A 20,995-nucleotide genomic window follows, 5' to 3' on the forward strand; every position below is an offset into this window, starting at 1 on the left:
GCCCCCGGTCGCCCCTCGATCGCCTCCGGCAGGCCGGGGCGTACGCGGGGTCGGACTAGGGGGCGGTCGGTGTCGTGCTGCCGGCGGTGCTCTGCTGCTTCCTCAGCTCGGCCTCGGAGGGGACCTCGATCCTGGAGATCTGCCTCCTCATCGACTTGACGAGCAGGTAGAGGGCGACCCCCATCGCCGCCACGACGAGGAAGCCCACGAGGCCAGGATTGACGACGGACTCATCGAGGACGTTAGGTGTAATCACACGTCAAGTCTGCCACCGCCGCCTCCCGGTCGTGTCAGTGGCAGGCGTGCGAGACCGTGTCCGCGTGGATTCCGGTGAACAGGTCGTCCTCGGGAAGCTCGACGTCCACGAGCGCGCGGGCCAGGTGGTAGTCCTCGGTCGGCCAGATCTCACGCTGCAGGTCGCGCGGGCAGACGAACCAGAAGCCGTCCGGATCGACCTGGGTGGCGTGCGCGAGCAGCGCCTCGTCGCGGATCTCGAAGTAGTCGCCGCAGGGGACCCGGGTGGTCACCGGCCACTTCTGCGGGCGGTCCTCCCAGCGGGAGATCCAGTCGGCGTAGGGGGAGCCCATGCCGCGGGAGTTCATCGCCTCGTGCAGCGCCTCGAACCGGTCCTTGGTGAAACCCATGTGGTAGTAGAGCTTCAGGGGCTGCCAGGGCTCACCGGTGCCCGGGTAACGGTCGGGGTCGCCCGCCGCCTCGAACGCCTCCACCGAGACCCGGTTGGTCATGATGTGGTCGGGGTGCGGATAGCCGCCGTCGTCGTCGTAGGTGAGGATGACGTGCGGCCTGAACTCGCGGACGGCCGCCACCAGCGAGGCCGAGGCGACCTGGAGGGGCTGCAGGGCGAAGCAGCCCTCGGGTAGTGGTTCGCTCTCGTCCTCGGGCAGGCCGGAGTCGACGAACCCCATGAAGCGCTGCCGCACGCCGAGGATCTCGCGGGCGCGCTCCATCTCCAGGCGCCGCACCTCGCCGATGTTCTCCAGGATCTCCGGACGCTCCATCTTGGGGTTCAGGATCGACCCGCGTTCGCCCCCGGTGAGCGTACAGACCAGCACGTCCACGCCCTCGGCCACGTAGCGCGCCATGGTGGCGGCGCCTTTGCTCGACTCGTCGTCGGGATGCGCGTGGACGGCCATCAGCCTGAGTGGTGCACTCACGGGCTCGGTGTCTCCTCTGTGTCGGTCGCGCTTCGGATCGTCGTCGGTCGCCTCGCGGACGGCCTAACCTGGCCGTATCCCCCGCTCCGCTCGACGCGGTGCCCCGCGCGCCCTCGGCTTACGTCACTCTGTAAAGAGGTTAGTTTCTCTTGGGCGGTCGCGAGGGCGAGGCCCCCGCAGGGGACAATTGTCTCGGATAACACCGAGGTAGTGCAGGGAGATTCCGTCATGGCCACCAGCGAAGCCGAGAAGGGCCGTCAGAACGGCCCGATCCTCGGCACCCCGGACGATTTTCCCGACCGTCCGGAGCGCAGGGGACGCTTCGTCGTGCACGTCGTGATCGCGATCCTCTGCGCCGTGTGCGCGGGGGGCTGGGGCTACGTGATGTGGGCGTCCAAGGGCAACACGGAAGTCATCGACCAGCTCATCGCGTTCGATGCCGGCCGCGGCGATTCTGCGCAGATCATGTTCGAGGTCTTCAAACCAACCGAGCGCGCGGCGCTCTGCCGCCTGCGGGCCACCGACGTCAGCCACGTCGAGGTCGGCAGCAAGGAGGTCAATATCCCGGCTGGTGAGGGGTATGTTCGGCTTACCGAACGGCTAGAGACCAGTGCTCAGGCCACTTCCGTTCATGTCCAGTACTGCTATCTCGTATAGTGAGACATTTGAGGAGGCGGACGAAGGCCTAACTTGTTAGCCTGTCGAGATTCGACCGTCCGCAACCCCCAAGCACGAAGCCCCCTAGAGGAAGCAAGGAGAACCCGTGGCCGACTCCCACAACGAGAGCGTCACCTGGCTCACTCAGGAGGCGTACGACCGCCTGAAGGCTGAGTTCGAGCATCTCTCGGGGCCCGGGCGCGTCGACATCGCCAAGAAGATCGAGGCGGCCCGCGAAGAGGGCGACCTGAAGGAGAACGGTGGCTACCACGCCGCCAAGGACGAGCAGGGCAAGATGGAGGCCCGCATCTTCCACCTCCGTCAGATCCTGGACAGCGCCAAGGTCGGTGAGGCACCCCGCACCGAAGGCGTGGTCGGCCCGGGAATGACCGTCACCGTCCGCTTCGAGGGCGACGACGAGGAGGTCGCCTTCCTGCTGGCCTCCCGCGAGGAGAGCGGTGCCCCGATCGACGTCTACTCGCCCAAGTCGCCTCTCGGCTCGGCGATCAACGGCAAGAAGATCGGTGAGAAGGCGACCTACACCATGCCGAACGGCCGTTCCAACACCGTCGAGATCCTTGAGGCCGTGCCGTACATCGGCAACTGACCTCCCCATACTCCGATGATCTGTTGATCCGCCGGGACGGGTGTCCCGGCGGATTGCCATGTCTTGGAGGATTTGGCGGAGGGTTTGTAGTCTTGCGGCCGTATTGCAGATAAGACGCTTTTTGGTGGGTTTGCGTGCATCGCCGGGCGGTGTACGGCACCCTCATAGGGCTGGCCCGGTGGGAGAAGGGGATATGTCGTGTTCGATCGGCGGCCACGTGTCTCCGACCTGATCCGGGAGGCCCGCCAGGACCTCGCCTACCGTCCCCGTCTCCGCTACAGCCGCCACACCGCCCGTCTGATGAGGCAGGCGGTCCCGATCCTCGCCGTTCTGCTCGTCGGCGTGCTGGCCACCGGTCTGATGATCTACACGCAGATGCCGGAGGCCGATCCGGAGACGGTCACCATGCGCAGGTCCGTCGCCACCGTGCCGACCCAGGTGGCGAAGCCCGTCCAGCCCGCGCAGGCGCCCGCTCCGGTGGCGCCGCTGACCTCGATGCGGAAACCGCATCTCTTCGTCGTGGCGCCCAGGCCGCTCAGCTCGGCGGTGGTGGCCAAGGTCGCCCAGCTCTCCGGGGTGCGGGCGGTGGAGCGCGCCGACGCCGCGGAGGTGATCCTGGACGGCAAGCGGGTTCAGACGCTCGGGGTGAACCCCTCGACGTTCCGCGCCTACACCCCCAAGCCGACGGCGCGCTCCGACAGGCTCTGGCGGAACGTCTCGGCCGGGGAGGTCGCCGTCTCCTTCGTCCTGGGCAACGACGGGGGCATGCCGCTGGGCAAGACGTTCACCACCGCCGGGCAGAACCTGCGGGTCGGCGCCTACGCCACGATGGGCATGGGCGCCATCGACGCGGTGGTCTCCCGGCCGACCGCCCGCGCACTGGGCATCCCGGAGAACAACGCGCTCGTGGTGAGCGCCCCGAAGGCCGACTCCGCGAAGCTGCGCCGCGCGCTCCTGCGCGTACTGCCCAAGGGAGGGCAGGTCGCCGTGATCAACCCGGTGCTGACGGTCCCCCGGAGCACGAACTGGCCGGTCGGTTCCTTCATGACCACTCCCCAGGTCAGGACCGCGCTCACCGCCGCGATCAGCAAGCTCGGCCGCCCGTACGTGTGGGGCGCGGAAGGTCCGGACAGCTTCGACTGCTCGGGCCTGGTCCAGTGGGCGTACGCCCAGGCGGGGATCAAGGTGCCCCGGGTGACGCACCAGCAGTTCGTCTCGGGCCCGCAGGTCCCGCTCGCCCAGGCCCAGCCGGGGGACCTGCTGTTCTGGCGGCACGACCCCACCAACCCCGGCTACGTCTCGCACGTGGCGATCTACTGGGGGGACGGCAAGATGCTGCACGCTCCCAGGACCGGCGACGTGGTCAAGCTCGTCCCCGTCACCACCCGCAACTTCGCCGGGGCCGTGCGGGTCAGCCCGGCGGTCGCCGCCCGCGTCCGCTAGGCCCCGTCCCTTGGATCTTTCGCCTACTGCGTGCCGGTGAGCGGGAGGCCGGCGGCGAGCCGGACGAGGGCGGTGTCGAGGAGGTCGGGCAGGTTCTCCGAGGGGTTCGCGGCCCAGCGGGCGATGGAGGGGAGCATGGCTCCGATCACCGCGGCGGCGAAGGTCTCGACGGCGAGGTCGTGGGGATCGCGGCCGGTACGGGAGGCGATCTCCGTACATATCGCCGCGTGCGTGCCGGCGGCGGACTGGAGCCGCCTGGCCCGCAGCGCGGGCACGGAGAGGATGAGCCGGGTCATGGCGGCGGCCCGCGAGAAGTCCTCGGCCCGGAAGCCCTCGAACACGGCCCGTACGGCCTGCCGGAACGCGTCGACGGGTGTCGCCTCCGGGCTGCTCTCGCGGAGCGCGGAGACGATCAGCGAGTCGTACCCGTCCTGGACGACCACGTCCTCCTTGGTGGGGAAGTAGCGGAAGAAGGTGCTCGGCGACACCTCCGCCGCCTCGGCGACCTGCTCGACGGTCGTGGCCTCGTATCCCCGCTCGGCGAACAGACGCAGCGCGTGCTCCTGAATCGCACGGCGGGTCTTCGCCTTCTTGCGCTCGCGCAGCCCTCCGGCGCGTTGGGGTGATCTCATTCGCCGATTCTCGCGTCTGCGCGGGCCGCCATGGACAGCGGCCGTGAACGTTGTAATCTAAATTACATGGAAAAAGATAAAACAATGGAGAAGCTGCGCGGCTGGTTCTCGGGACGGCTGCCCCGGGAATGGTTCGAAGGCGAGCCTGAGATCGTGCTGGACCGCGAGGAGATCGCGGTGGTCGGCAGGCTCCGGGCTCCCGTGCTCGGCGACGACGTCTCGGAGGTGGAGCGTTCCGCCGCGCTGGAGGGCGGCATCCTGCGCTTCCGCGAGGAGACCAGGGAGCGGCGCGTGGAGATCGCGCTGGAGGCCGAGCAGCGATTCCGCAGGAAGGTCTCCTGGGGGGTCGCGGTCGGCGGCGAGACGGTGATGTTCACCACACTGTCGGTGCCCGTCATGACCAGGCTCAGGCAGTCGGAGCGCCGGGTGCTCGACACCCTGGTGGCCGCGGGGGTGGCCCGCAGCCGCAGTGACGCGCTCGCCTGGTGCGTACGTCTGGTGGGCGACCACACCGACACCTGGCTGGCGGATCTGAGGGACGCGCTACGGCACGTCGACCGTGTCCGGGCCGCCGGGCCCGACGTGAATTCCTGAGGCTGGGCAGCGGGGATGGCCGATAAATTGGTCTGAACCTGTCCGCTGATTGGTTTAGACCTTTCTCATTGGCCTATACCACTGCGGGAAAGGCTTTTTTTAGGGCCGTTTTTTCTGGGTAGGGGTTTCAGAGCCCTGTGGCTCCTGCCAGGCCATACGCCTTCGGGGGCGCCGGGCCGGAAGCGCCTTGACATCTGATCGCGCGAATTCACTGGTCTACGCCAATTGGATTAAGCGCGGTTCCGTCGTTAATGATGTTTTGGCCCCGTGAAGCGTAAAGGAGCCCGAGCAGTGTCCCTTACCGTAGACGTGAACACCACCAGCCCGACCAGTCATGCGGAACTGGCCGAATGGGTCAGGGAGATCGCCGAGCTGACACAGCCGGACCGGATCGAATGGTGCGACGGCTCCGAGGCCGAATGGACGCGCCTGACGAACCTGCTGGTCGAGCGAGGGACCTTCACACGCCTGGCCAAGCGGCAGAACAGCTTCCACGCCGCCTCCGACCCCAGCGACGTCGCCCGGGTCGAGGACCGGACCTACATCTGCTCCGAGCGCGAGGAGGATGCCGGGCCGACCAACAACTGGATCGCCCCCGCCGAGATGCGCCGCACCTTCGGCGAGATCTTCAAGGGCAGCATGCGCGGCCGGACGATGTACGTCGTGCCGTTCTGCATGGGGCCGCTGGGTGGTGAGATCTCCCAGCTCGGTGTGGAGATCACCGACTCGCCGTACGTGGTCGTGTCGATGCGCGTCATGACCCGGATGGGCGAGGACGCGCTGCGCCTCATCGAGGAGCGCGGCGGCTACGTCAAGGCGGTCCACTCGGTCGGCGCCCCGCTCGAACCCGGTCAGGACGACGTGCCGTGGCCGTGCAACGCCTCCAAGTACATCAGCCACTTCCCCGAGACCCGCGAGATCTGGTCCTACGGCTCGGGGTACGGCGGCAACGCCCTGCTCGGCAAGAAGTGCTACGCACTGCGGATCGCCAGCACGATGGCCCGGGACGAGGGCTGGCTGGCCGAGCACATGCTCATCCTCAAGCTCACCCCGCCTTCAGGGGAGACGCGCTACGTCGCGGCGGCCTTCCCGAGCGCGTGCGGCAAGACGAACCTCGCCATGCTCCAGCCGACCATCCCGGGCTGGAAGGTCGAGACGATCGGCGACGACATCGCCTGGATGCGCTTCGGTGACGACGGAAAGCTGCGGGCCATCAACCCCGAGGCGGGCTTCTTCGGCGTCGCTCCCGGCACCGGCGAGTCCACCAACGCCAACGCGATCGAGACGCTCTGGGGCAACAGCATCTTCACGAACGTCGCCCTCACCGACGACGGCGACGTGTGGTGGGAGGGACTCACCGACCAGCCCCCGGCGCACCTGACCGACTGGAAGGGCCGCGACTGGACGCCGGAGTCCGGCGAGCCGGCCGCGCACCCCAACGCCCGCTTCACGGTCCCGGCCGCGCAGTGCCCGACGATCGCCCGTGAGTGGCAGGATCCCGCGGGCGTGCCGATCTCGGCGATCCTGTTCGGCGGGCGCCGCGCCAGCGCGGTCCCGCTGGTGACGGAGGCGCTGAGCTGGCAGCACGGTGTCTTCATCGGGGCCAACATCGCCTCGGAGAAGACCGCCGCCGCCGAGGGCAAGGTCGGCGAGCTGCGCCGCGACCCGTTCGCGATGCTGCCCTTCTGCGGCTACAACATGGGCGACTACTTCGCCCACTGGCTCAAGATCGGCCAGCGTGAGAACGCCGAGCTGCCGCGCGTCTACTACGTGAACTGGTTCCGCAAGAACGACGAGGGCAAGTTCATCTGGCCCGGTTTCGGGGAGAACTCCCGCGTGCTCAAGTGGATCGTCGACCGCCTCAACGGCCAGGCGGAGGCGGTGCGCACCCCCATCGGCCTGCTCCCCGCCGGGCTCGACACCGACGGCCTCGCGGTCTCCGAGGAGGACATGCGGACGCTGCTCAGCGTCGACGAGGAGATCTGGCGGCAGGAGGCGGCGCTCATGCCCGCCTTCTTCCAGACCTTCGGCGATCACCTGCCCCGTGAGCTCTGGGAAGAGTACGAGGCACTCGTCGCCCGTCTGGGCTGACACCGGCAAAGGGGTCGAAGACGGGGGAAACTTCTGACAGGCTTTGCGCGTCCAACCGGATACACGGGACGTCACGCCTGCGATCCCTTTCCCCCGAGGAGGCGGACATGGGGTTCCCGCTGTTCGTCATCGCCTTCGCCGCGGCCCTGGCCATCGTCTCCACGGCCTTCACGCTTGGCCGTGAGCATCGCCGGGTCCGCTCGGCGGTGACCCGCCACCACGGCGGGCCACCGACCCCCTATGAGCTCGCCTACCTCTCCGGAGGCCCGCGCCGAGTGGTCAACACCGCGCTCGGCATGCTGGCCAAAGCCGGGGTGATCCGGGTCTCGCGGGGCGGTCAGGTCAGCCTGGTCGCCGGGGCCTCGCCCTCTTCCGACCCGATCGAGCACGCCGTCACGGCGGCGCTCGCCCAGCGTGGAGGCGTCGCCCCGGTGGGCGAGCTCCGCCACGCGGTGGCCGGTGGACAGGCCGTCGACGGCCTGCACTACCGGCTGCTGGGGCTGGGCCTGCTGGTGCCCGAGAACGCGCTCGACCACGCGCGGGGACTGCTGAACCGGCTCCTGGTCACCTCGATCGTCGCGCTGGTCCTCACGGTGGGCATCCTGGTCACGGGCGCCAGGGGGAGACTCGGCACCGCGGCGCTGCTGGTGGGACTGATCGCGGCGCTCTTCGGGTTCTCCGTCTACGCGTGGCACAAGCGGTTACTGCGCGACGTCCTGAGCCGCGCGGGCCACGACGTGCTCGCCTCCGCCCGCAGGATCTACGTCCGGGGCGCCCGCCCCGTCACGCCCGGCCTGGCCTTCGCCGTCGGCATCCCCGTCGCCCTGTACGGGCTGGGGGAGCTCGACGAGCCGGGCCTTGTGGAGGAGCTCCAGCGCCAGAGCGTGAGTGGTTCCGGGAGCGGCTGCGCGGTCGGCGCCTGCGGTGGCGGTGGCGGCGGTGACTTCGGATCCGGGAGCTGGGGCGACTCCGGTGGCGGGTCGAGTGACGGTGGCGGTTGTGGTGGTGGGTCCGGTTGCGGTGGTGGGTGTGGCGGGGGCGGTTGCGGTGGGTGAGCGTCCCCCGGTCGCCGCGGTGAGGACGGTCACCGACGGGGTGCTCCCGGCGGTGGTCGAGCCGGGTGTGGGCATCGGCTGGCGGCCGGAGATCGACCTGACCGTGGAACGGCTGCCCGGGGTCGACTTCGTCGAGGTCGTCGCCGAGAACATCGACCCGGCCCGGCTCCCCGAGTCGCTGCGGGTGCTCCGCGCCCGGGGGGTGCCGGTGATCCCGCACGGCGTCGGGCTGGGTATCGGCGGTGCCGAGCATCCCGACCCCCGGCGGCTGGCGCGGCTGGCGGACTGCGCGCGCGCCCTGGAGGCGCCGCTGGTCAGCGAGCACCTGGCCTTCGTCAGGGCGGGCGGCATGGAGGCCGGCCACCTACTGCCGGTGCCGCGTACCAGGGCCGCGCTGGCCGTTGTCGCGGAGAACGTGCGGCGGGCGCAGGAGGCGCTTCCCGTCCCGTTGGCCCTGGAGAACGTCGCAGCCCTGTTCGGCTGGCCGGAGGACGAGATGACCGAGGCCGCCTTCCTCGGAGAGCTGGTGGAGATGACCGGCGTCGGGCTCCTGGTCGACGTGGCGAACCTCTATACGAACCAGATCAACCTGGGTCTGTCGGCCACCGCCGCGCTGGACGGCCTGCCGCTGTCCGAACTCGCCTACGTCCATGTCGCCGGGGGCCACTCCCGCGGGGGGCTGTGGCACGACACCCACACCGCCCACGTCCCCGAGGAGGTGCTGGACATCCTCTCGGAGCTGTGCGCCAGGGTCGATCCGCCGGGGGTGCTGCTCGAATGGGACGACGACTACCCCAGCGACGGCGCGCTGGAGCGGGAGCTGGGCCGGATCCGCAGCGCGATGTCCGGTGTCTGAGGACGCGGCCAGGGAGGCACTGGCCGGGGCACAGGCGGCGCTGATGGCCGCCCTGGTGGCGGGGGAGGAGGCGCCGCCGGGGTTCGACAGGGAGCGACTGCTGATCCAGGAGTCGAGCCTGATCTCCAAGCGGCGCAGAACGGTGGCCCGTCTCCGGCCCGACCTGGCCGCGCTGCTCGGCGACGGCTTCGCCGCGGAGTTCGACGCGTACGCGCGAGGCCGCCCCAGGCCGCCGGGCGGCTCGCACGCCGACGCCCGCGACTTCGCCGATCGGCTGCGCGCGGCGGGGCGGCTGCCGGAGGAGTCCATCGCCGTCGAGCCGGCCCCCGGGCCCCGCCGATGGTCGCCCTTCGCCAGGCGCCGTTAGAAACTTGTGGCCTTCCCTGTTCGTCCATGTTCGTCCCCTGGGTAGTGGACCTCGGGAAGGGACGTCATCCCGGAGGTCGGCATGCACATCACCAAGATCATTATCACCGTGCTCGTCGTGCTCCTTCTGGTCGCCGGGCTGATCGCGCTACGCCTGGCCGTGCACTCCTCGCGCGCGCGCCGTTCAGCCGGTGCCAGGGGCCGGAAGGCCGGAACGACAGCTGCCGAGGGCGCCGAGAGCACCGAGGACTCTGTGCGGCGGAGGCGCCGTCGGTTAGGTTGAGCCGGTACCTGATCGAGTGCCTGTGCCGGGAGTGACCGTGGGGAATTTCGCCGATCACGCGACCTGGCCGCTGCGCCCCGAGGACGAGGGGACGCATCCGGCCGGTGCCGAGCCGCTGTGGAGCGAATCGGTCTACCTCGACTTCACGGCCGAGGACGGCTCGCTCGCCGGTTACGTCCGGCTGGGCCTGTATCCCAACTGGAACCGCGCCTGGTACTGGGCGTGCCTGGTCGGCGCCGGCAGGCCCACGGTGCTGCTGGTCGATCACCATGTCCCGCTCCCCGGTCCCGACCTCGCGGTGCGGGGCAAGGACTTCCAGGCCACCCACGACGTGACGCTCCCCATGCGGTCCCTGCGGGTGAGCCTCGAGGCCGGGGCGGCCGCCGTCCTTTCCGACCCCGCCCTGGCGTACCGGGACCTGGACGGCGCCGCCACGACCCCGCTGGCGTTCGACCTGGAGTGGCGGAGTGCCGGTGAGGCCTACCCCTACGGCTTCGTCCCGCGCTACGAGGTCCCCTGCGAGGTCGCGGGGACCATCCGGGTCGGTGGTGAGGAGATCGCCTTCTCCGGCCATGGTGAGCGCGATCACAGCTGGGGAGAGCGTGACTGGTGGCAGCTGTCGTGGCTGTGGAGTTCGGGCCGGCTCGACGACGGCACGTTCTTCCACGGCATGCGGGCGAACGTCGGTTTCGAGATGCCCTGGCCCTGCTTCACGGCTCCGCCGGGCGGGGCGCTGGAGCACCGTGAGGGCTTCACCGCGGCGAGCGAGTTCGGGGAGGACGGATTCCCGTCCGGGGCGCGGCTGGAGGTGCCGGGGATGCCGATGACCGTCGTCCCGCTCGCCTTCGCCCCGGTCGCCATGACGTCGCCGGACGGGGAGATCGCCCGCTTCCCGCGTGCCCTGTGCCGGTTCGAGGCCGAGGACGGGCGCCTGGGGTACGGATGGACCGAATGGCACCAGCCACCCGGCTGGCGGGGACATGGATGGCGTTGATCACGTTTTGATGGTCTGAGCCGGGGATACCCTCTCTGAGGTGGGGGGAGTGCGTTGTCTTGATGGTTCTTATCTGACCGTTACGCCGGTGGCGTGCCGGGACAGTGTCGGTATGCCGTACGAGATAACACTCGAACTCCATCGCGACGGCGCGCTGTACGGGACGGTGGGCGAGCGCTGCGGCTGGATTCTCACCCGCCTGGCGCGCGGGGTCGCCGAGGCCCGCGCCGGCCACGAGGCGCGGTGGCCCGATCCCGACGACCGCTTCCCCGGCGACGCGGAACTGTTCGCCTTTCGTTACCGGGCCAGGAACGGTGTCGTCGGCGGGGGCGAACTCCGCTGCCAACTGCGCACCATTCCGATCTGGGTTCCCGGACGGCGAGGACCGGCCGGGGCATGGCGGCTCACCAGGAGAGCGTTCCTGGAGGCGTGGGGCGGCGGCGGAGTGGGTATGCGCGCCGTGCTCACCTCGGCTGAGCTGGGGGTTTTCGTGGAAGAAATCATCACAGAGGCCGAAGAATGCCTAGGACCATACAAGCCGGGCAAGTCGGCCAGATCCCTGTAGAGGGGGCGGAGGGGTCCGCGGGACGGCGATAATTGCCTGTCAGCGCCCATTCATGGCGGGTGCTGAGGGAGGGGCTCCAATGGGCGTGCGCGATCTCGTCTATCGACTCTACGAGCGCCGGCTCGAAGCGAAGCTGTCCCGTCAGCGGGAGATGTTTCCCCGGCACGTCGGCGTGATCGTTGACGGTAACCGCCGCTGGGCACGCTCGATGGGCATCGACGACGTGAGCCGCGGGCATCGCAAGGGCGCGGACAAGATCTCGGAGCTGCTCGGCTGGTGCCGCGAGGCCGGTGTCGAGGTCGTCACCGTGTGGCTGCTCTCCAGCGAGAACATCAACCGTTCCAAGGACGAGCTGGACCCCCTGATGAAGATCATCGAGGACGTGGTCCAGGAACTCGTGGCCGACGGCTGGCACATCAAGCCCATGGGGGCGCTAGATCTTTTGCCGGATCACACGGCTCGTGTGCTTAAAGATGCAAAAGAAGCGACATCACATCGTCCCGGTTTGATTGTGAACGTTGCCGTTGGGTATGGAGGAAGGCGTGAGATCGCTGATGCGGTGCGCTCCCTTCTCCAGGAGCACGCGAGCAAGGGCGCGAGCATCGAGGACCTTGTCGAGGTCCTCGATGTGGAGCACATCGCGAAGCATCTCTACACGCGCGGCCAGCCCGACCCGGATCTGGTCATCCGTACTTCGGGAGAGCAGCGGCTCTCCGGCTTCCTGCTCTGGCAGAGCGCCCACTCCGAGTTCTACTTCTGCGAGGCCTACTGGCCTGACTTCCGCAGGGTCGACTTCTTGCGGGCCCTCCGCTCGTACGCCGCGCGACACCGTAGGTACGGTTCCTGAAACACCACATGAACGACCCCTTTCGGTCAGTCTTAAGCAGTTGGAAGTAGGGCATTCAGGACGTACCGTAAGAAGTAGGAGAGCACGACTCACCTACGCCGGAGAGGGCCCGCCTTTGCGTCACGATTCGCTGAGGAGGGCCGGTCACCGGTCCCTGCTCGGCATTCTCGTGAGCGGGTCCGAGGCCGGTCCGCATCCCAGCTCATGGCAGGGCGCCGTCCTTGGCGCCCGGGGGAGAACGCGTGGCAAACCCTTCGTCCTCACCCACGTCGCCGGCAGTCAAGCGGCGCACGTACGTCCTGGACACCTCGGTGCTCCTGGCGGATCCAACGGCGATGAGCCGTTTCGCCGAGCATGAGGTGGTCATCCCGATCGTCGTCATCACCGAGTTGGAGGGCAAACGCCATCATCCAGAGCTCGGATACTTCGCGCGCAAGGCGCTGAGGTACCTCGACGACCTGAGGGTGACGCACGGACGGCTGGACGAGCCCATGCCGATCGGCGAGGGCACCATCCGGGTCGAGCTCAACCACAGTGACCCGTCCATCCTGCCCGTCGGGTTCCGGCTCGGCGACAACGACACCCGCATCCTGACCGTGGCCCGTACCCTCGCCGCCGAGGGACACGACGTGGTGCTGGTCTCCAAGGACCTGCCGATGCGGGTGAAGGCCGCCTCCATCGGTCTCGCCGCGGACGAGTACCGCGCCGAACTCGTGGTCGAGTCCGGCTGGACAGGCATGGCGGAGCTCCAGGTGACCTCCGAGGACGTCGAGGTGCTCTTCGAGCACGGCACCGCCGACCTGGAGGAGGCTCGCGACCTGCCCACCCACACCGGCCTGCGGCTGCTGTCGAGCAGGGGGTCGGCGCTGGGCAGGGTGCTGCCCGACAAGTCGGTGCGGCTGGTGCGCGGCGACCGAGAGGTGTTCGGCCTGCACGGCCGCTCCGCCGAGCAGCGGATCGCGCTCGACCTGCTGATGGACCCCGAGGTCGGCATCGTCTCGATGGGCGGCCGGGCGGGCACCGGAAAGTCCGCGCTCGCCCTCTGCGCGGGCCTGGAGGCGGTGCTGGAGCGCCGCCAGCACCGCAAGGTCATCGTCTTCCGCCCGCTGTACGCCGTGGGCGGCCAGGAGCTGGGCTACCTGCCGGGTTCCGAGAACGAGAAGATGAGCCCGTGGGCCCAGGCCGTCTACGACACCCTGGGCGCGGTCACCACGCCCGAGGTGATCGAGGAGGTGATGGACCGGGGCATGCTGGAGGTGCTTCCGCTCACCCACATCCGCGGCCGTTCCCTGCACGACGCCTTCGTCATCGTGGACGAGGCACAGTCGCTGGAGCGCGGGGTGCTGCTCACCGTGCTGAGCCGGATCGGCGCCAACTCCCGGGTCGTCCTCACCCATGACATCGCCCAGCGCGACAACCTGCGGGTGGGCCGGCACGACGGCGTCGTGGCGGTGGTGGAGAAGCTCAAGGGGCACCCGCTGTTCGCGCACGTCACGCTGACCCGCTCGGAGCGCTCGCCGATCGCGGCGCTGGTCACCGAGATGCTGGAGGACATCACGATGTGACGGGTGTCCTGGACCTCCAGGCATGATCGCGCGAAGCGCGGTCGCGGGTGTCGTGAGGCACCCGCGACCGCGCTTCGCGCGTCATTCGCGGGTCGGAGGGCGCCGGCCGTGGCCCACGACGCCGGGCGTCAAGGAGCGCTCACGGCGGCAGCCGCACGCCGGGGGCCGCGAGCTTGCGGAACTCGAAGCAGGTGTGCTCGCCCATCGACTCCGGGACTCCGGGGAAGAGCCGGGTGATCTCGACGCTCCAGATGCTCTCCTGCTTGTTCTGCCGGATGGTGCAGGTGATCTGGGCGAGGCCCTCCTTGGAGATCCTGCCCTCGCCCGTGATGATCACATTCAGCCGGTAGCCCAGGCTGTCGTCCGGATCGTTGCGCTGGTCGGTGTTGTCGGAGTATCGGGTGGTTTTGGTGTCGTAGTGGCTGAAGTTGTTGAGCGCGCTGGTCAGCCCCCGTTTCGGCGGCTGCTTGCCCGCCCGGAAGAGGGTGTCGATGATGTTCTTGGCCGAGTCGGAGACCACCGGGATCCTGGCCGGTTCCAGCCGTCCGTCACGGAGCAGATAGACGGTCACCCAGGTCGGGCTGTAGCTGATCACCGGCGGGCGGCCGTAGTCCTGGACCTCGGTGGGAGAGATGCCGCATCCGCACAGGACCGCGAGGGCGGCGAGCAGGCAGGTGAGGCGTCTCATGCCGGGGGCAGCCAGACCGTGAAGAGGGTTCCCGGCCGCTGCGCGCGGACCGAGATCGTGCCGCCGTGCAACTGGGCGTTGGCCCGCGCGATGGACAGGCCGAGCCCGCTGCCGTCGCCCCGGGCGCCCGCCTTGTAGAAGCGGTTGAACACAAACGGCAGATCCTTGGCGGGGATGCCCTTGCCGTGGTCGCGCACCTTCACCTCCAGGCCGTTCGGAGTACTGCGGGCGGTCACCATCACGGGAGGCTCCCCGTGGCGTAGGGCGTTACCCACCAGGTTGGCCACGATGACGTCGAATCGCCGGGGATCGACGGAGAAGACCAGTCCCTGGGGCACGTTCACCCGTACCTGGTCCGACCAGCCGCGCATCTCCAGGCAGTCCCAGATCACGTCGATGATGTTCACAGTGTCCACGTTCAGCGTCGCGGTACCCGAGTCGAACCGGCTCGCCTCGATGAGCTGCTCCACCAGGGTCCGCAGCCGCGCGATCTCCCGCAACACCAGCTGCACGGCGGCCGCGGGCTCGGGTGGCAGCCGCTCGGCCTCCTCGGAGAGCATGTCGGTGACCGCGGTCATCGCGGTCAGCGGGGTCCTGAGCTCGTGGGAGACGTCGGCGACGAAGCGGCGGGACATCGCCTCCAGCGAGCGGAGCTCGGAGACGCTCCGCTCCAGGGCGGCGGCGGTGTCGTTGAACGTGGCGGTGAGTTCGGCGAGCTCGTCCTGGCCGTGCACGGGCAGGCGGGTGTCCAGGTGGCCGGCGCCGAGTGCGCGGGCCGCGGAGCCGAGCCGCCTGACCGGCAGCAGGAGCTGCCGGGCCGACAGCAGTCCCAGGGCCAGCGCGATGATCAGCATGGCGACGCTGGCGACGGCCAGCGGCTGCCGCAGGCCGCTGAGAAGGCGCTCCTCCTCGATGAGGGGGGCGAACACGAAGACGGTCATCCCGGTGGGCTGGGCGGTGTGGATGGGCTCGATCCGCCAGACCGGGGTGCCGATGAGCAGCCACATGCCGCCGTTGATGGTCTGCCGCTTGGCGACCATCCGCTGGGTGGCCCTGGCGGCGAGGTCGCCGGGGACGTCCCTGATGCCGAATTCGCCGTCGGGGTAGAGGAAGTCCTCGTAGCGGACCACCACCCTGCCGCCCTGCGGGCGCAGGCTCTTCTGCAGCGCGCTGATCTCGTCGTCGGTCGGCGGGCTGTCTCCGGGCCAGAGCGCGCCGATGGGCACCCTGATGCCCTCCAGGATGTCGCGCACGTCGCTCACGGCCACCTGCTCGGCGCGTCCGATCATGCGGCTCTTGACGAACTCGTAGCCGATCCCGGCGACCAGCGAGGAGGCGGTGACGGCGATCAGGGTGAAGGTGATCACCAGACGGCCGCGCAGGCCGGTGTGGGTACGTTTCACGGTGGGCTGAACCGGTAGCCGAATCCCCGTACCGTGTGGATGAACTCGGGCTCGGCGGGAACCGCCTCTATCTTGGCGCGGACCCGCTGGACACAGGCGTCGACCAGCCGGGAGTCCGCGACGTGCGTGTGGTCCCAGACGGCCCGCAGCAGGTATCTGCGGTTGAGCACCTGGCCGGGATGGCGGACGAGTTCGAGCAGGAGCCGCAGTTCGGTGGGGGTGAGGTGGACCTCGCGGCCGCTCAGCGACACCTTCAGCGCGCCCCTGTCGATGACCAGGTCGCCGAAGGTGATGCGGTCGGAGGCGACCGACTCCATCCGGCGCAGGACGGCGCGGATGCGGGCGTCCAGCACTCGCGGCTCGACCGGCTTGACCACGTAGTCGTCGGCCCCGGCCTCCAGCCCCACGACCACGTCGAGGTCGTCGCCCCTGGCGGTGAGCAGGATCACCGGAAGCTGGTCCAGCCTGCGGATGCGGCGGCACACCTCGACGCCGTCGATGCCGGGCAGCATGACGTCCAGGATGGCGATCTCGGGGCGGCGGGACCTGATGTGCTCAAGCGCCTCCTCACCGCTGGCGTATGCGGTGACGGAGTGGCCCTGCCGGGTGAGCGCCAGCTCCAGCCCGGTCCTGACCGAGGGGTCGTCTTCGACGAGGAGGATGCCTGCCACCGGGTAATCATTCTCCCAAGGCTTGGATGGATCTGCCAGGTCACGAACCCCGACATAAGGCAAACAGTACCTGAATAAGGGAGTCAAACCATGATTCAGGCACTCCCGTGATCACATAGAGAGGCGAAGTGGCGCCGTAGGGTAAAATGTGAGCAAAATCACTTCCATCTTTTCCTTGCCGGGAAAGCGCCCGTGGCCTGGTGATTAGCTTAGGAGAAGCCCGGCGGATCTCGTATGGCGCCGACCAAGTCTGCCGATCCGGTTGCGGACCACCCCCCTCCGCACGGCAAGCTCATAGGTCGTGAGTCCAGGATCACAGCAACTGAAGGACCGCTCGGCGGCGCCCCGTGCCCGCCGTGCGAACCGCAGAACGGCCAGGACGAAGGCGCCGGGCCGTCTGACCCCCAAACGCGTCCTGATCCTGGGCACCGCGGTCGTGGTCGTGGTGGGTGGCGGAGCCTTCACCGCCTACACCGCGGTCCAGAACGCCTCGGCGCCGCCCACGCAGCCGCTCACCCTGGAAGAGATGGCGCAGGTGCTCGGCTCCGACCCGTTCGGCTCCGACCTGGAGTCCGACATGCTGAAGGCCCAGGCGGCCCAGGCGCTCAAGGCCGACAAGATCGCCGCCGAGCGGGACAACCGCAAGGTGCTCAACCCGGTCAAGATCGTTGACGAGGCGCCGGGCGGTGGCGGGTTCAACCCGCAGCGGCTCCCCCCGGGCACCGCCAACCCGACCGGCAACAGGGCGCTGGGCAAGCAGATGCTGGAGTCCAGGGGCTGGGCCGACCAGTGGGGCTGCCTGGAGAAGCTCTGGATGAAGGAGAGCGGCTGGAACGAGCGCGCCATGAACACCTCCAGTGGCGCCTACGGCATCCCCCAGTCCCTCCCCGGCCACAAGATGGCCAGCTCGGGAAGCGACTGGCAGACCAACCCGGCCACCCAGATCGAGTGGGGGCTCACCTACATCAAGGGCCGCTACGGCACGCCCTGTGGGGCCTGGGCCCATTCCCAGGCCAAAGGCTGGTACTGAGAGACCAGGACTCGGCAAGTCTGACCGTCTCCCGGCCCCGGGCATCGCACCCTTGGCCGCATGGATGTGAAGGTCAGCGTGGTAGTGCCGGTGCACAACCCCGGTGATGGCGCCGACGCCTGTATCCGGTCGGTGCTGGAACAGTCGATGGCCTCCGAGGACTACGAGGTGATCTTCGCCGACGACGGCTCCGACGACGGGATCCAGCAGCGTCTCGACGCGGTGGCCGCGGTGCGGTCGAACGTCAAGGTGCTCCACCTGGAGCGGACCGGTTCGCCGATGCGCGGCCGCAACGTCGCACTCATGGTGGCCAGAGGCGAGTACGTCTACATGCTCGGCCAGACCGACCGTCTGGAACGGATGGCTCTGGAGCTGATGTACCGGCGTGCCGTGGAGACCGAGGCCGACATCCTCATCGGGCGGCTGGTCGACGACCAGAAGCCGCCCTCCCCGGTCTTCGACGTCAACCGTGAGCGTGCCGACGTGGTCAAGGACCGGCTGCTCACGCTGCTCACCCCGCACAAGCTCTTCCGCAGGGCCTTTCTCGACGACGAGGCGCTGAACTTCTCCGACCCCGGCGGGCGCCTGGCCGAGCAGGCCTTCGTCGTCCGCGCCTACCTGCGGGCCAAGATCATCGTGGTCATGGCCGACCAGGTCTGCTGTCACGTCGCCGAGCGGACCGAGCCGCAGGAGGACCCGTACGTCTGGGCCGCCGAGTTGCGCGAGCTGCTCGACATCATCGACGACGAGGTCCCCGAGGGCCGCAGGCGCGATCGGATGTACGCCCAGTGGTTCCGCACCGCGGTGCTGCGACGGCTCGGCGGAGGTGCGTTCGCCACCTCCTCCCTGGGCCGGGCGGCCACCTTCACGACCCTGCGCGAGCTGGTGGTCCAGCGTTTCCCCCCGCGCCTCGACCTGCTGCTGCCGGTGCAGTTGCGGGCCCGCGCCGCGCTGCTGCGGGCGGGCAGGCTCGACCAGCTCGTCATGCTGGCCGGAGCCACCCAGGGCATCCACCTCCAGGCCGACCTGATGGACGTCGTCTGGGACGACGGCGTGCTCACCATGGGGCTGACCGTGGAGATCATGCAGTCCGACGGCACCCCGATGCGCTTCATCCCCTACGGGCAGGACGGCCTGCTCTGGGAGCCTCCGGTGCCCCTGGACGGGCTCCGCCTCCCACCCGAGATGGCCGACGTCAGCCAGGCCGCTGCCAGGGCGCGGTTCGAGGTCTACATCAGGCACGAGGAGACCGGGGTCGTCTACTTCCTGCCGGTGGAGTGCTCGATGATCCGCTGCCGTCACCGTAACGGGGTCAGGCTCCAGGTCACCGGCACGGCACGGCTGGACGTCGACTCGGCGGCCGTGGACGGCCCGCTGCCGCCGGGGCTCTGGGAGATCCACGTGCGCATGTACGGGGGGGCTCAGCAGGCCCGTACCCGGGTGACCGGGTCCCCGCTGAACTGCACCGGGGTGGTCGCCGACTACTCCAAGCGGCTGGTCGTCCCCTGGTGGTCGGACCGGGGGGAGCTGGGGATCTGCGTGGAGCCCCGCTCGTTCTCCGAGTCGATCGTCCTGGTCTCGCCGGGTACGACGGTGATCAGGCAGCGCAAGCACGTCTTCGTGGTCGTGCCCGTGCCGTACGTGCCGCCGAGCGGGGGGCCGCCCGTGGAGCTGGTGCTCCGCCAGACCACCGGCAGGGAACGTGAGGTCGCCGCGCCCGCCCTGGTCGAGCCGGGCGTCCCCGGGCAGCTCGCCGGGCGGCTGATCGCCAAGATCCCGACCCGGCTGGCATACCGGGAGGGGTTCCTCGCGCCGGGCGTCTGGGCGCCCTTCCTACGGGTGGACGGTAAGGAGACCGGGCTCCGCTTCAAGATGGAGATGAACCGCGGCGGGCGAGTGGAGATCCTCAAGTCCGCCGCGGCCCGGCCTCCCGAGCCCTGGTACCCGCTGCTGAAACGCCTCGCGCTGCGGATACCGGGGGTCAGGAACGCGGTCCGGGTCACCAAGACCATGCAGCGCCGCTACATGCTCAGCTGACATTCGCCGGGCAGAGACCGGTCACCCGTACCGACGGCCACATCAGGCGCCCAGTCGGCACTCGTTGGGCAGGTCACCGCCGGAGGGCCTCGGCAGGGTCGCGCTCGGCGGCGGGTTCTGCCCGCGCTCCACCCAGCCCTCCATGGCCTCGAACGCGCTGCGGAAGCACGGCAGCAGCGGGCGAAGCCTGTCGGGGTAGGCGGCGTAGAGGCTGTCCACATGGGTTCCGTCGGTGACCCGGTAGTACCGGAACGGCCGGTGCCCGCCGACCATCTCCGCGTAGACGTCACCGGAGCGGGAGATCGGCAGCAGCGTGTCCAGCGTGCCGTGGATCGTGATCAGCGGCTTGCCGATCCGGCCGGTGAGCCCGATCTTCCGCACCGCCGCGTACGGCTTGCGCGCGTCGTAGTCGTAGTCGGCGTCGCAGGCGGGGGTGCCCGAGGCGCAGAACGGGGTGCCCGCCTCGGTGTCGCCGTCGAAGGTGGGGTCGAGCTCCTCGCGGTAGACGCGCTGGGTCAGGTCCCAGTAGTACTGGTAGTGGAAGGGCCACAGGAACTCCGACCCGCGTGCGAACCCGGCGTCGTACATCGCCTGGGTGTCACCCGCCGGGTAGGCCCGCAGCGCCGGGGGCAGGTAGTTGAGCAGGTTGTCGCCCTTGACCCGCCAGAGCGTGCCCTCCCAGTCGATCCCGCCGTCATAGAGCCAGGCCCGGTTCTCCAACTGCCAGCGGACCAGGTATCCGCCGTTGGAGATGCCCGCCGCGTAGGTCCGCTTCGGGAGCCTGCCGTAGCGCTGCGCGACGACGGCCTTGGCCGCGACCGCGACCTGCGTGACCCGGTCGTTCCACTCCGCGACCGCGTCGCCGGGCCTGCGGCCGTCCTGGTAGAAGGTGACGCCGACGTTGCCCTTGTCCGTCACGGCGTAGGCGTAGCCCCTGGCCAGCGCCCAGTCGGAGATGGTGAAGTCGTTCGCGTACTGCTCCCTGTTGCCGGGGGTGCCCGCGACCACCAGCCCGCCGTTCCAGTCGTCGGGCAGCCGGAGCACGAACTGCGAGTCGTGGTTCCAGCCGTGCGTGGTGTTGGAGGTCGAGGTGTCGGGAAAGTAGCCGTCGACCTGGATGCCGGGCACGCCCGTGGGGTTGACCGCCCCCGCCGGGTGCAGGCCCGCCCAGTCGGCCGGGTCGGTGTGCCCGGAGATGATCGTGCCGGCCGTCGTGAGGTCGTTCAGGCACGCCTTCACCTGGTGCTCGGCCCCCGGCACCACCACCCGGTCCAGCCGGGCGCAGTGCGCGGGAGAGGTCCCCGCGCTCGCCGCGGGACTGCCCGCCAGGAGGGCGGTGAAGATGACGGCGGCGAGCCCTCCGGCCATGACCGGACCCCGCCGACGGCCGGACTGGGAAGCACCACGAGGAACGGGCGGGGTAACCCATTCCGAGA

At 69.4% G+C, this 20,995-nt stretch carries 22 protein-coding genes; 15 read left to right on the forward strand and 7 right to left on the reverse strand.

Going from position 1 to position 20,995, the window contains the following annotated elements:
• Positions 1–55: 55 nt before the first annotated feature.
• Both ACWD3H_RS09055 and mca read right to left on the reverse strand, forming a co-directional pair.
• The gene (locus ACWD3H_RS09055; RefSeq protein ID WP_350926720.1) at positions 56–256 is read right to left on the reverse strand and encodes a hypothetical protein; all 201 of its coding nucleotides are present in this window, start codon (positions 254–256) and stop codon (positions 56–58) included.
• A 34-nt stretch (positions 257–290) separates the two neighbouring features.
• Positions 291–1,175 (reverse strand): mycothiol conjugate amidase Mca, encoded by an 885-nt coding sequence (gene mca / locus ACWD3H_RS09060; protein WP_350926718.1) that lies wholly within the window; start codon positions 1,173–1,175, stop codon positions 291–293.
• A 228-nt stretch (positions 1,176–1,403) separates the two neighbouring features.
• On the opposite strand from mca, the gene ACWD3H_RS09065 reads away from it, so the two are divergent.
• The 3 genes from ACWD3H_RS09065 (at position 1,404) to ACWD3H_RS09075 (ending at position 3,882) form a co-directional block, all read left to right on the forward strand.
• Positions 1,404–1,832 (forward strand): DUF4307 domain-containing protein, encoded by a 429-nt coding sequence (locus tag ACWD3H_RS09065; protein ID WP_355562580.1) that lies wholly within the window; start codon positions 1,404–1,406, stop codon positions 1,830–1,832.
• Positions 1,833–1,938: 106 nt separating this feature from the next.
• On the forward strand, positions 1,939–2,439 hold the full coding sequence (gene greA / locus ACWD3H_RS09070) for a transcription elongation factor GreA (RefSeq protein WP_350950305.1): 501 nt from the start codon (positions 1,939–1,941) through the stop codon (positions 2,437–2,439).
• A 198-nt stretch (positions 2,440–2,637) separates the two neighbouring features.
• The gene (locus ACWD3H_RS09075; RefSeq protein WP_451954575.1) at positions 2,638–3,882 is read left to right on the forward strand and encodes a C40 family peptidase; all 1,245 of its coding nucleotides are present in this window, start codon (positions 2,638–2,640) and stop codon (positions 3,880–3,882) included.
• A 23-nt stretch (positions 3,883–3,905) separates the two neighbouring features.
• Here the strand turns inward: ACWD3H_RS09075 and ACWD3H_RS09080 are convergent, their stop codons facing one another.
• Entirely contained in the window at positions 3,906–4,514 is a 609-nt protein-coding gene (locus ACWD3H_RS09080; protein ID WP_451954576.1) for an acyl-CoA-like ligand-binding transcription factor, read from the reverse strand.
• Positions 4,515–4,598: 84 nt separating this feature from the next.
• Here ACWD3H_RS09080 and ACWD3H_RS09085 point away from each other — a divergent pair, with 84 nt between their 5' ends.
• From ACWD3H_RS09085 to ACWD3H_RS09130, 10 genes are all read left to right on the forward strand, one after another.
• Positions 4,599–5,108, forward strand: coding sequence for a hypothetical protein (locus ACWD3H_RS09085; RefSeq protein WP_451954577.1), 510 nt, complete (start codon positions 4,599–4,601; stop codon positions 5,106–5,108).
• 291 nt (positions 5,109–5,399) lie between these two features.
• The gene (locus tag ACWD3H_RS09090) at positions 5,400–7,199 is read left to right on the forward strand and encodes a phosphoenolpyruvate carboxykinase (GTP) (RefSeq protein ID WP_451954578.1); all 1,800 of its coding nucleotides are present in this window, start codon (positions 5,400–5,402) and stop codon (positions 7,197–7,199) included.
• Between the two features lie 107 nt (positions 7,200–7,306).
• Entirely contained in the window at positions 7,307–8,254 is a 948-nt protein-coding gene (locus ACWD3H_RS09095; RefSeq protein ID WP_451954579.1) for a TIGR04222 domain-containing membrane protein, read from the forward strand.
• The gene (locus tag ACWD3H_RS09100; RefSeq protein ID WP_451954580.1) at positions 8,247–9,110 is read left to right on the forward strand and encodes a DUF692 domain-containing protein; all 864 of its coding nucleotides are present in this window, start codon (positions 8,247–8,249) and stop codon (positions 9,108–9,110) included. Before ACWD3H_RS09095 ends, ACWD3H_RS09100 begins: the two co-directional genes overlap by 8 nt.
• The gene (locus ACWD3H_RS09105) at positions 9,103–9,477 is read left to right on the forward strand and encodes a hypothetical protein (protein ID WP_355562560.1); all 375 of its coding nucleotides are present in this window, start codon (positions 9,103–9,105) and stop codon (positions 9,475–9,477) included. Before ACWD3H_RS09100 ends, ACWD3H_RS09105 begins: the two co-directional genes overlap by 8 nt.
• Before the next feature lie 81 nt (positions 9,478–9,558).
• On the forward strand, positions 9,559–9,759 hold the full coding sequence (locus tag ACWD3H_RS09110) for a hypothetical protein (protein ID WP_355562557.1): 201 nt from the start codon (positions 9,559–9,561) through the stop codon (positions 9,757–9,759).
• Between the two features lie 37 nt (positions 9,760–9,796).
• On the forward strand, positions 9,797–10,753 hold the full coding sequence (locus tag ACWD3H_RS09115; protein WP_451954581.1) for a DUF7064 domain-containing protein: 957 nt from the start codon (positions 9,797–9,799) through the stop codon (positions 10,751–10,753).
• A gap of 112 nt (positions 10,754–10,865) precedes the next feature.
• A complete protein-coding gene (locus ACWD3H_RS09120; protein ID WP_355562552.1) occupies positions 10,866–11,318 on the forward strand; it encodes a hypothetical protein in 453 nt (150 codons plus the stop codon).
• 79 nt (positions 11,319–11,397) lie between these two features.
• A complete protein-coding gene (locus ACWD3H_RS09125; protein WP_343977706.1) occupies positions 11,398–12,165 on the forward strand; it encodes an isoprenyl transferase in 768 nt (255 codons plus the stop codon).
• A gap of 242 nt (positions 12,166–12,407) precedes the next feature.
• Complete coding sequence (locus ACWD3H_RS09130; RefSeq protein WP_343977703.1) at positions 12,408–13,730, forward strand: PhoH family protein; 1,323 nt, start codon at positions 12,408–12,410, stop codon at positions 13,728–13,730.
• A gap of 139 nt (positions 13,731–13,869) precedes the next feature.
• Here ACWD3H_RS09130 and ACWD3H_RS09135 read toward each other — a convergent pair whose 3' ends face one another.
• The 3 genes from ACWD3H_RS09135 to ACWD3H_RS09145 are packed head-to-tail and all read right to left on the reverse strand — an operon-like array spanning position 13,870 to position 16,492.
• Complete coding sequence (locus ACWD3H_RS09135; protein WP_350926692.1) at positions 13,870–14,418, reverse strand: hypothetical protein; 549 nt, start codon at positions 14,416–14,418, stop codon at positions 13,870–13,872.
• Positions 14,415–15,821: a sensor histidine kinase gene (locus ACWD3H_RS09140; protein ID WP_355562544.1), complete on the reverse strand. Its 1,407-nt coding sequence runs from the start codon at positions 15,819–15,821 to the stop codon at positions 14,415–14,417. The genes ACWD3H_RS09135 and ACWD3H_RS09140 overlap by 4 nt, the downstream gene beginning before the upstream one ends.
• Positions 15,818–16,492 (reverse strand): response regulator transcription factor, encoded by a 675-nt coding sequence (locus ACWD3H_RS09145; RefSeq protein WP_030910870.1) that lies wholly within the window; start codon positions 16,490–16,492, stop codon positions 15,818–15,820. The genes ACWD3H_RS09140 and ACWD3H_RS09145 overlap by 4 nt, the downstream gene beginning before the upstream one ends.
• Positions 16,493–16,793: 301 nt before the next feature.
• On the opposite strand from ACWD3H_RS09145, the gene ACWD3H_RS09150 reads away from it, so the two are divergent.
• Together ACWD3H_RS09150 and ACWD3H_RS09155 are read left to right on the forward strand one after the other, a co-directional pair.
• Positions 16,794–17,522, forward strand: coding sequence for an aggregation-promoting factor C-terminal-like domain-containing protein (locus tag ACWD3H_RS09150; RefSeq protein ID WP_355562540.1), 729 nt, complete (start codon positions 16,794–16,796; stop codon positions 17,520–17,522).
• 60 nt (positions 17,523–17,582) lie between these two features.
• Positions 17,583–19,559: a glycosyltransferase family 2 protein gene (locus tag ACWD3H_RS09155; protein WP_355562537.1), complete on the forward strand. Its 1,977-nt coding sequence runs from the start codon at positions 17,583–17,585 to the stop codon at positions 19,557–19,559.
• A gap of 42 nt (positions 19,560–19,601) precedes the next feature.
• On the opposite strand, the gene ACWD3H_RS09160 is transcribed toward ACWD3H_RS09155, so the two are convergent.
• A complete protein-coding gene (locus ACWD3H_RS09160; RefSeq protein WP_355562534.1) occupies positions 19,602–20,927 on the reverse strand; it encodes a tannase/feruloyl esterase family alpha/beta hydrolase in 1,326 nt (441 codons plus the stop codon).
• Between the last annotated feature and the right edge of the window lie 68 nt (positions 20,928–20,995).

It is taken from the genome of Streptosporangium sp. NPDC002607 (genome assembly GCF_053592655.1).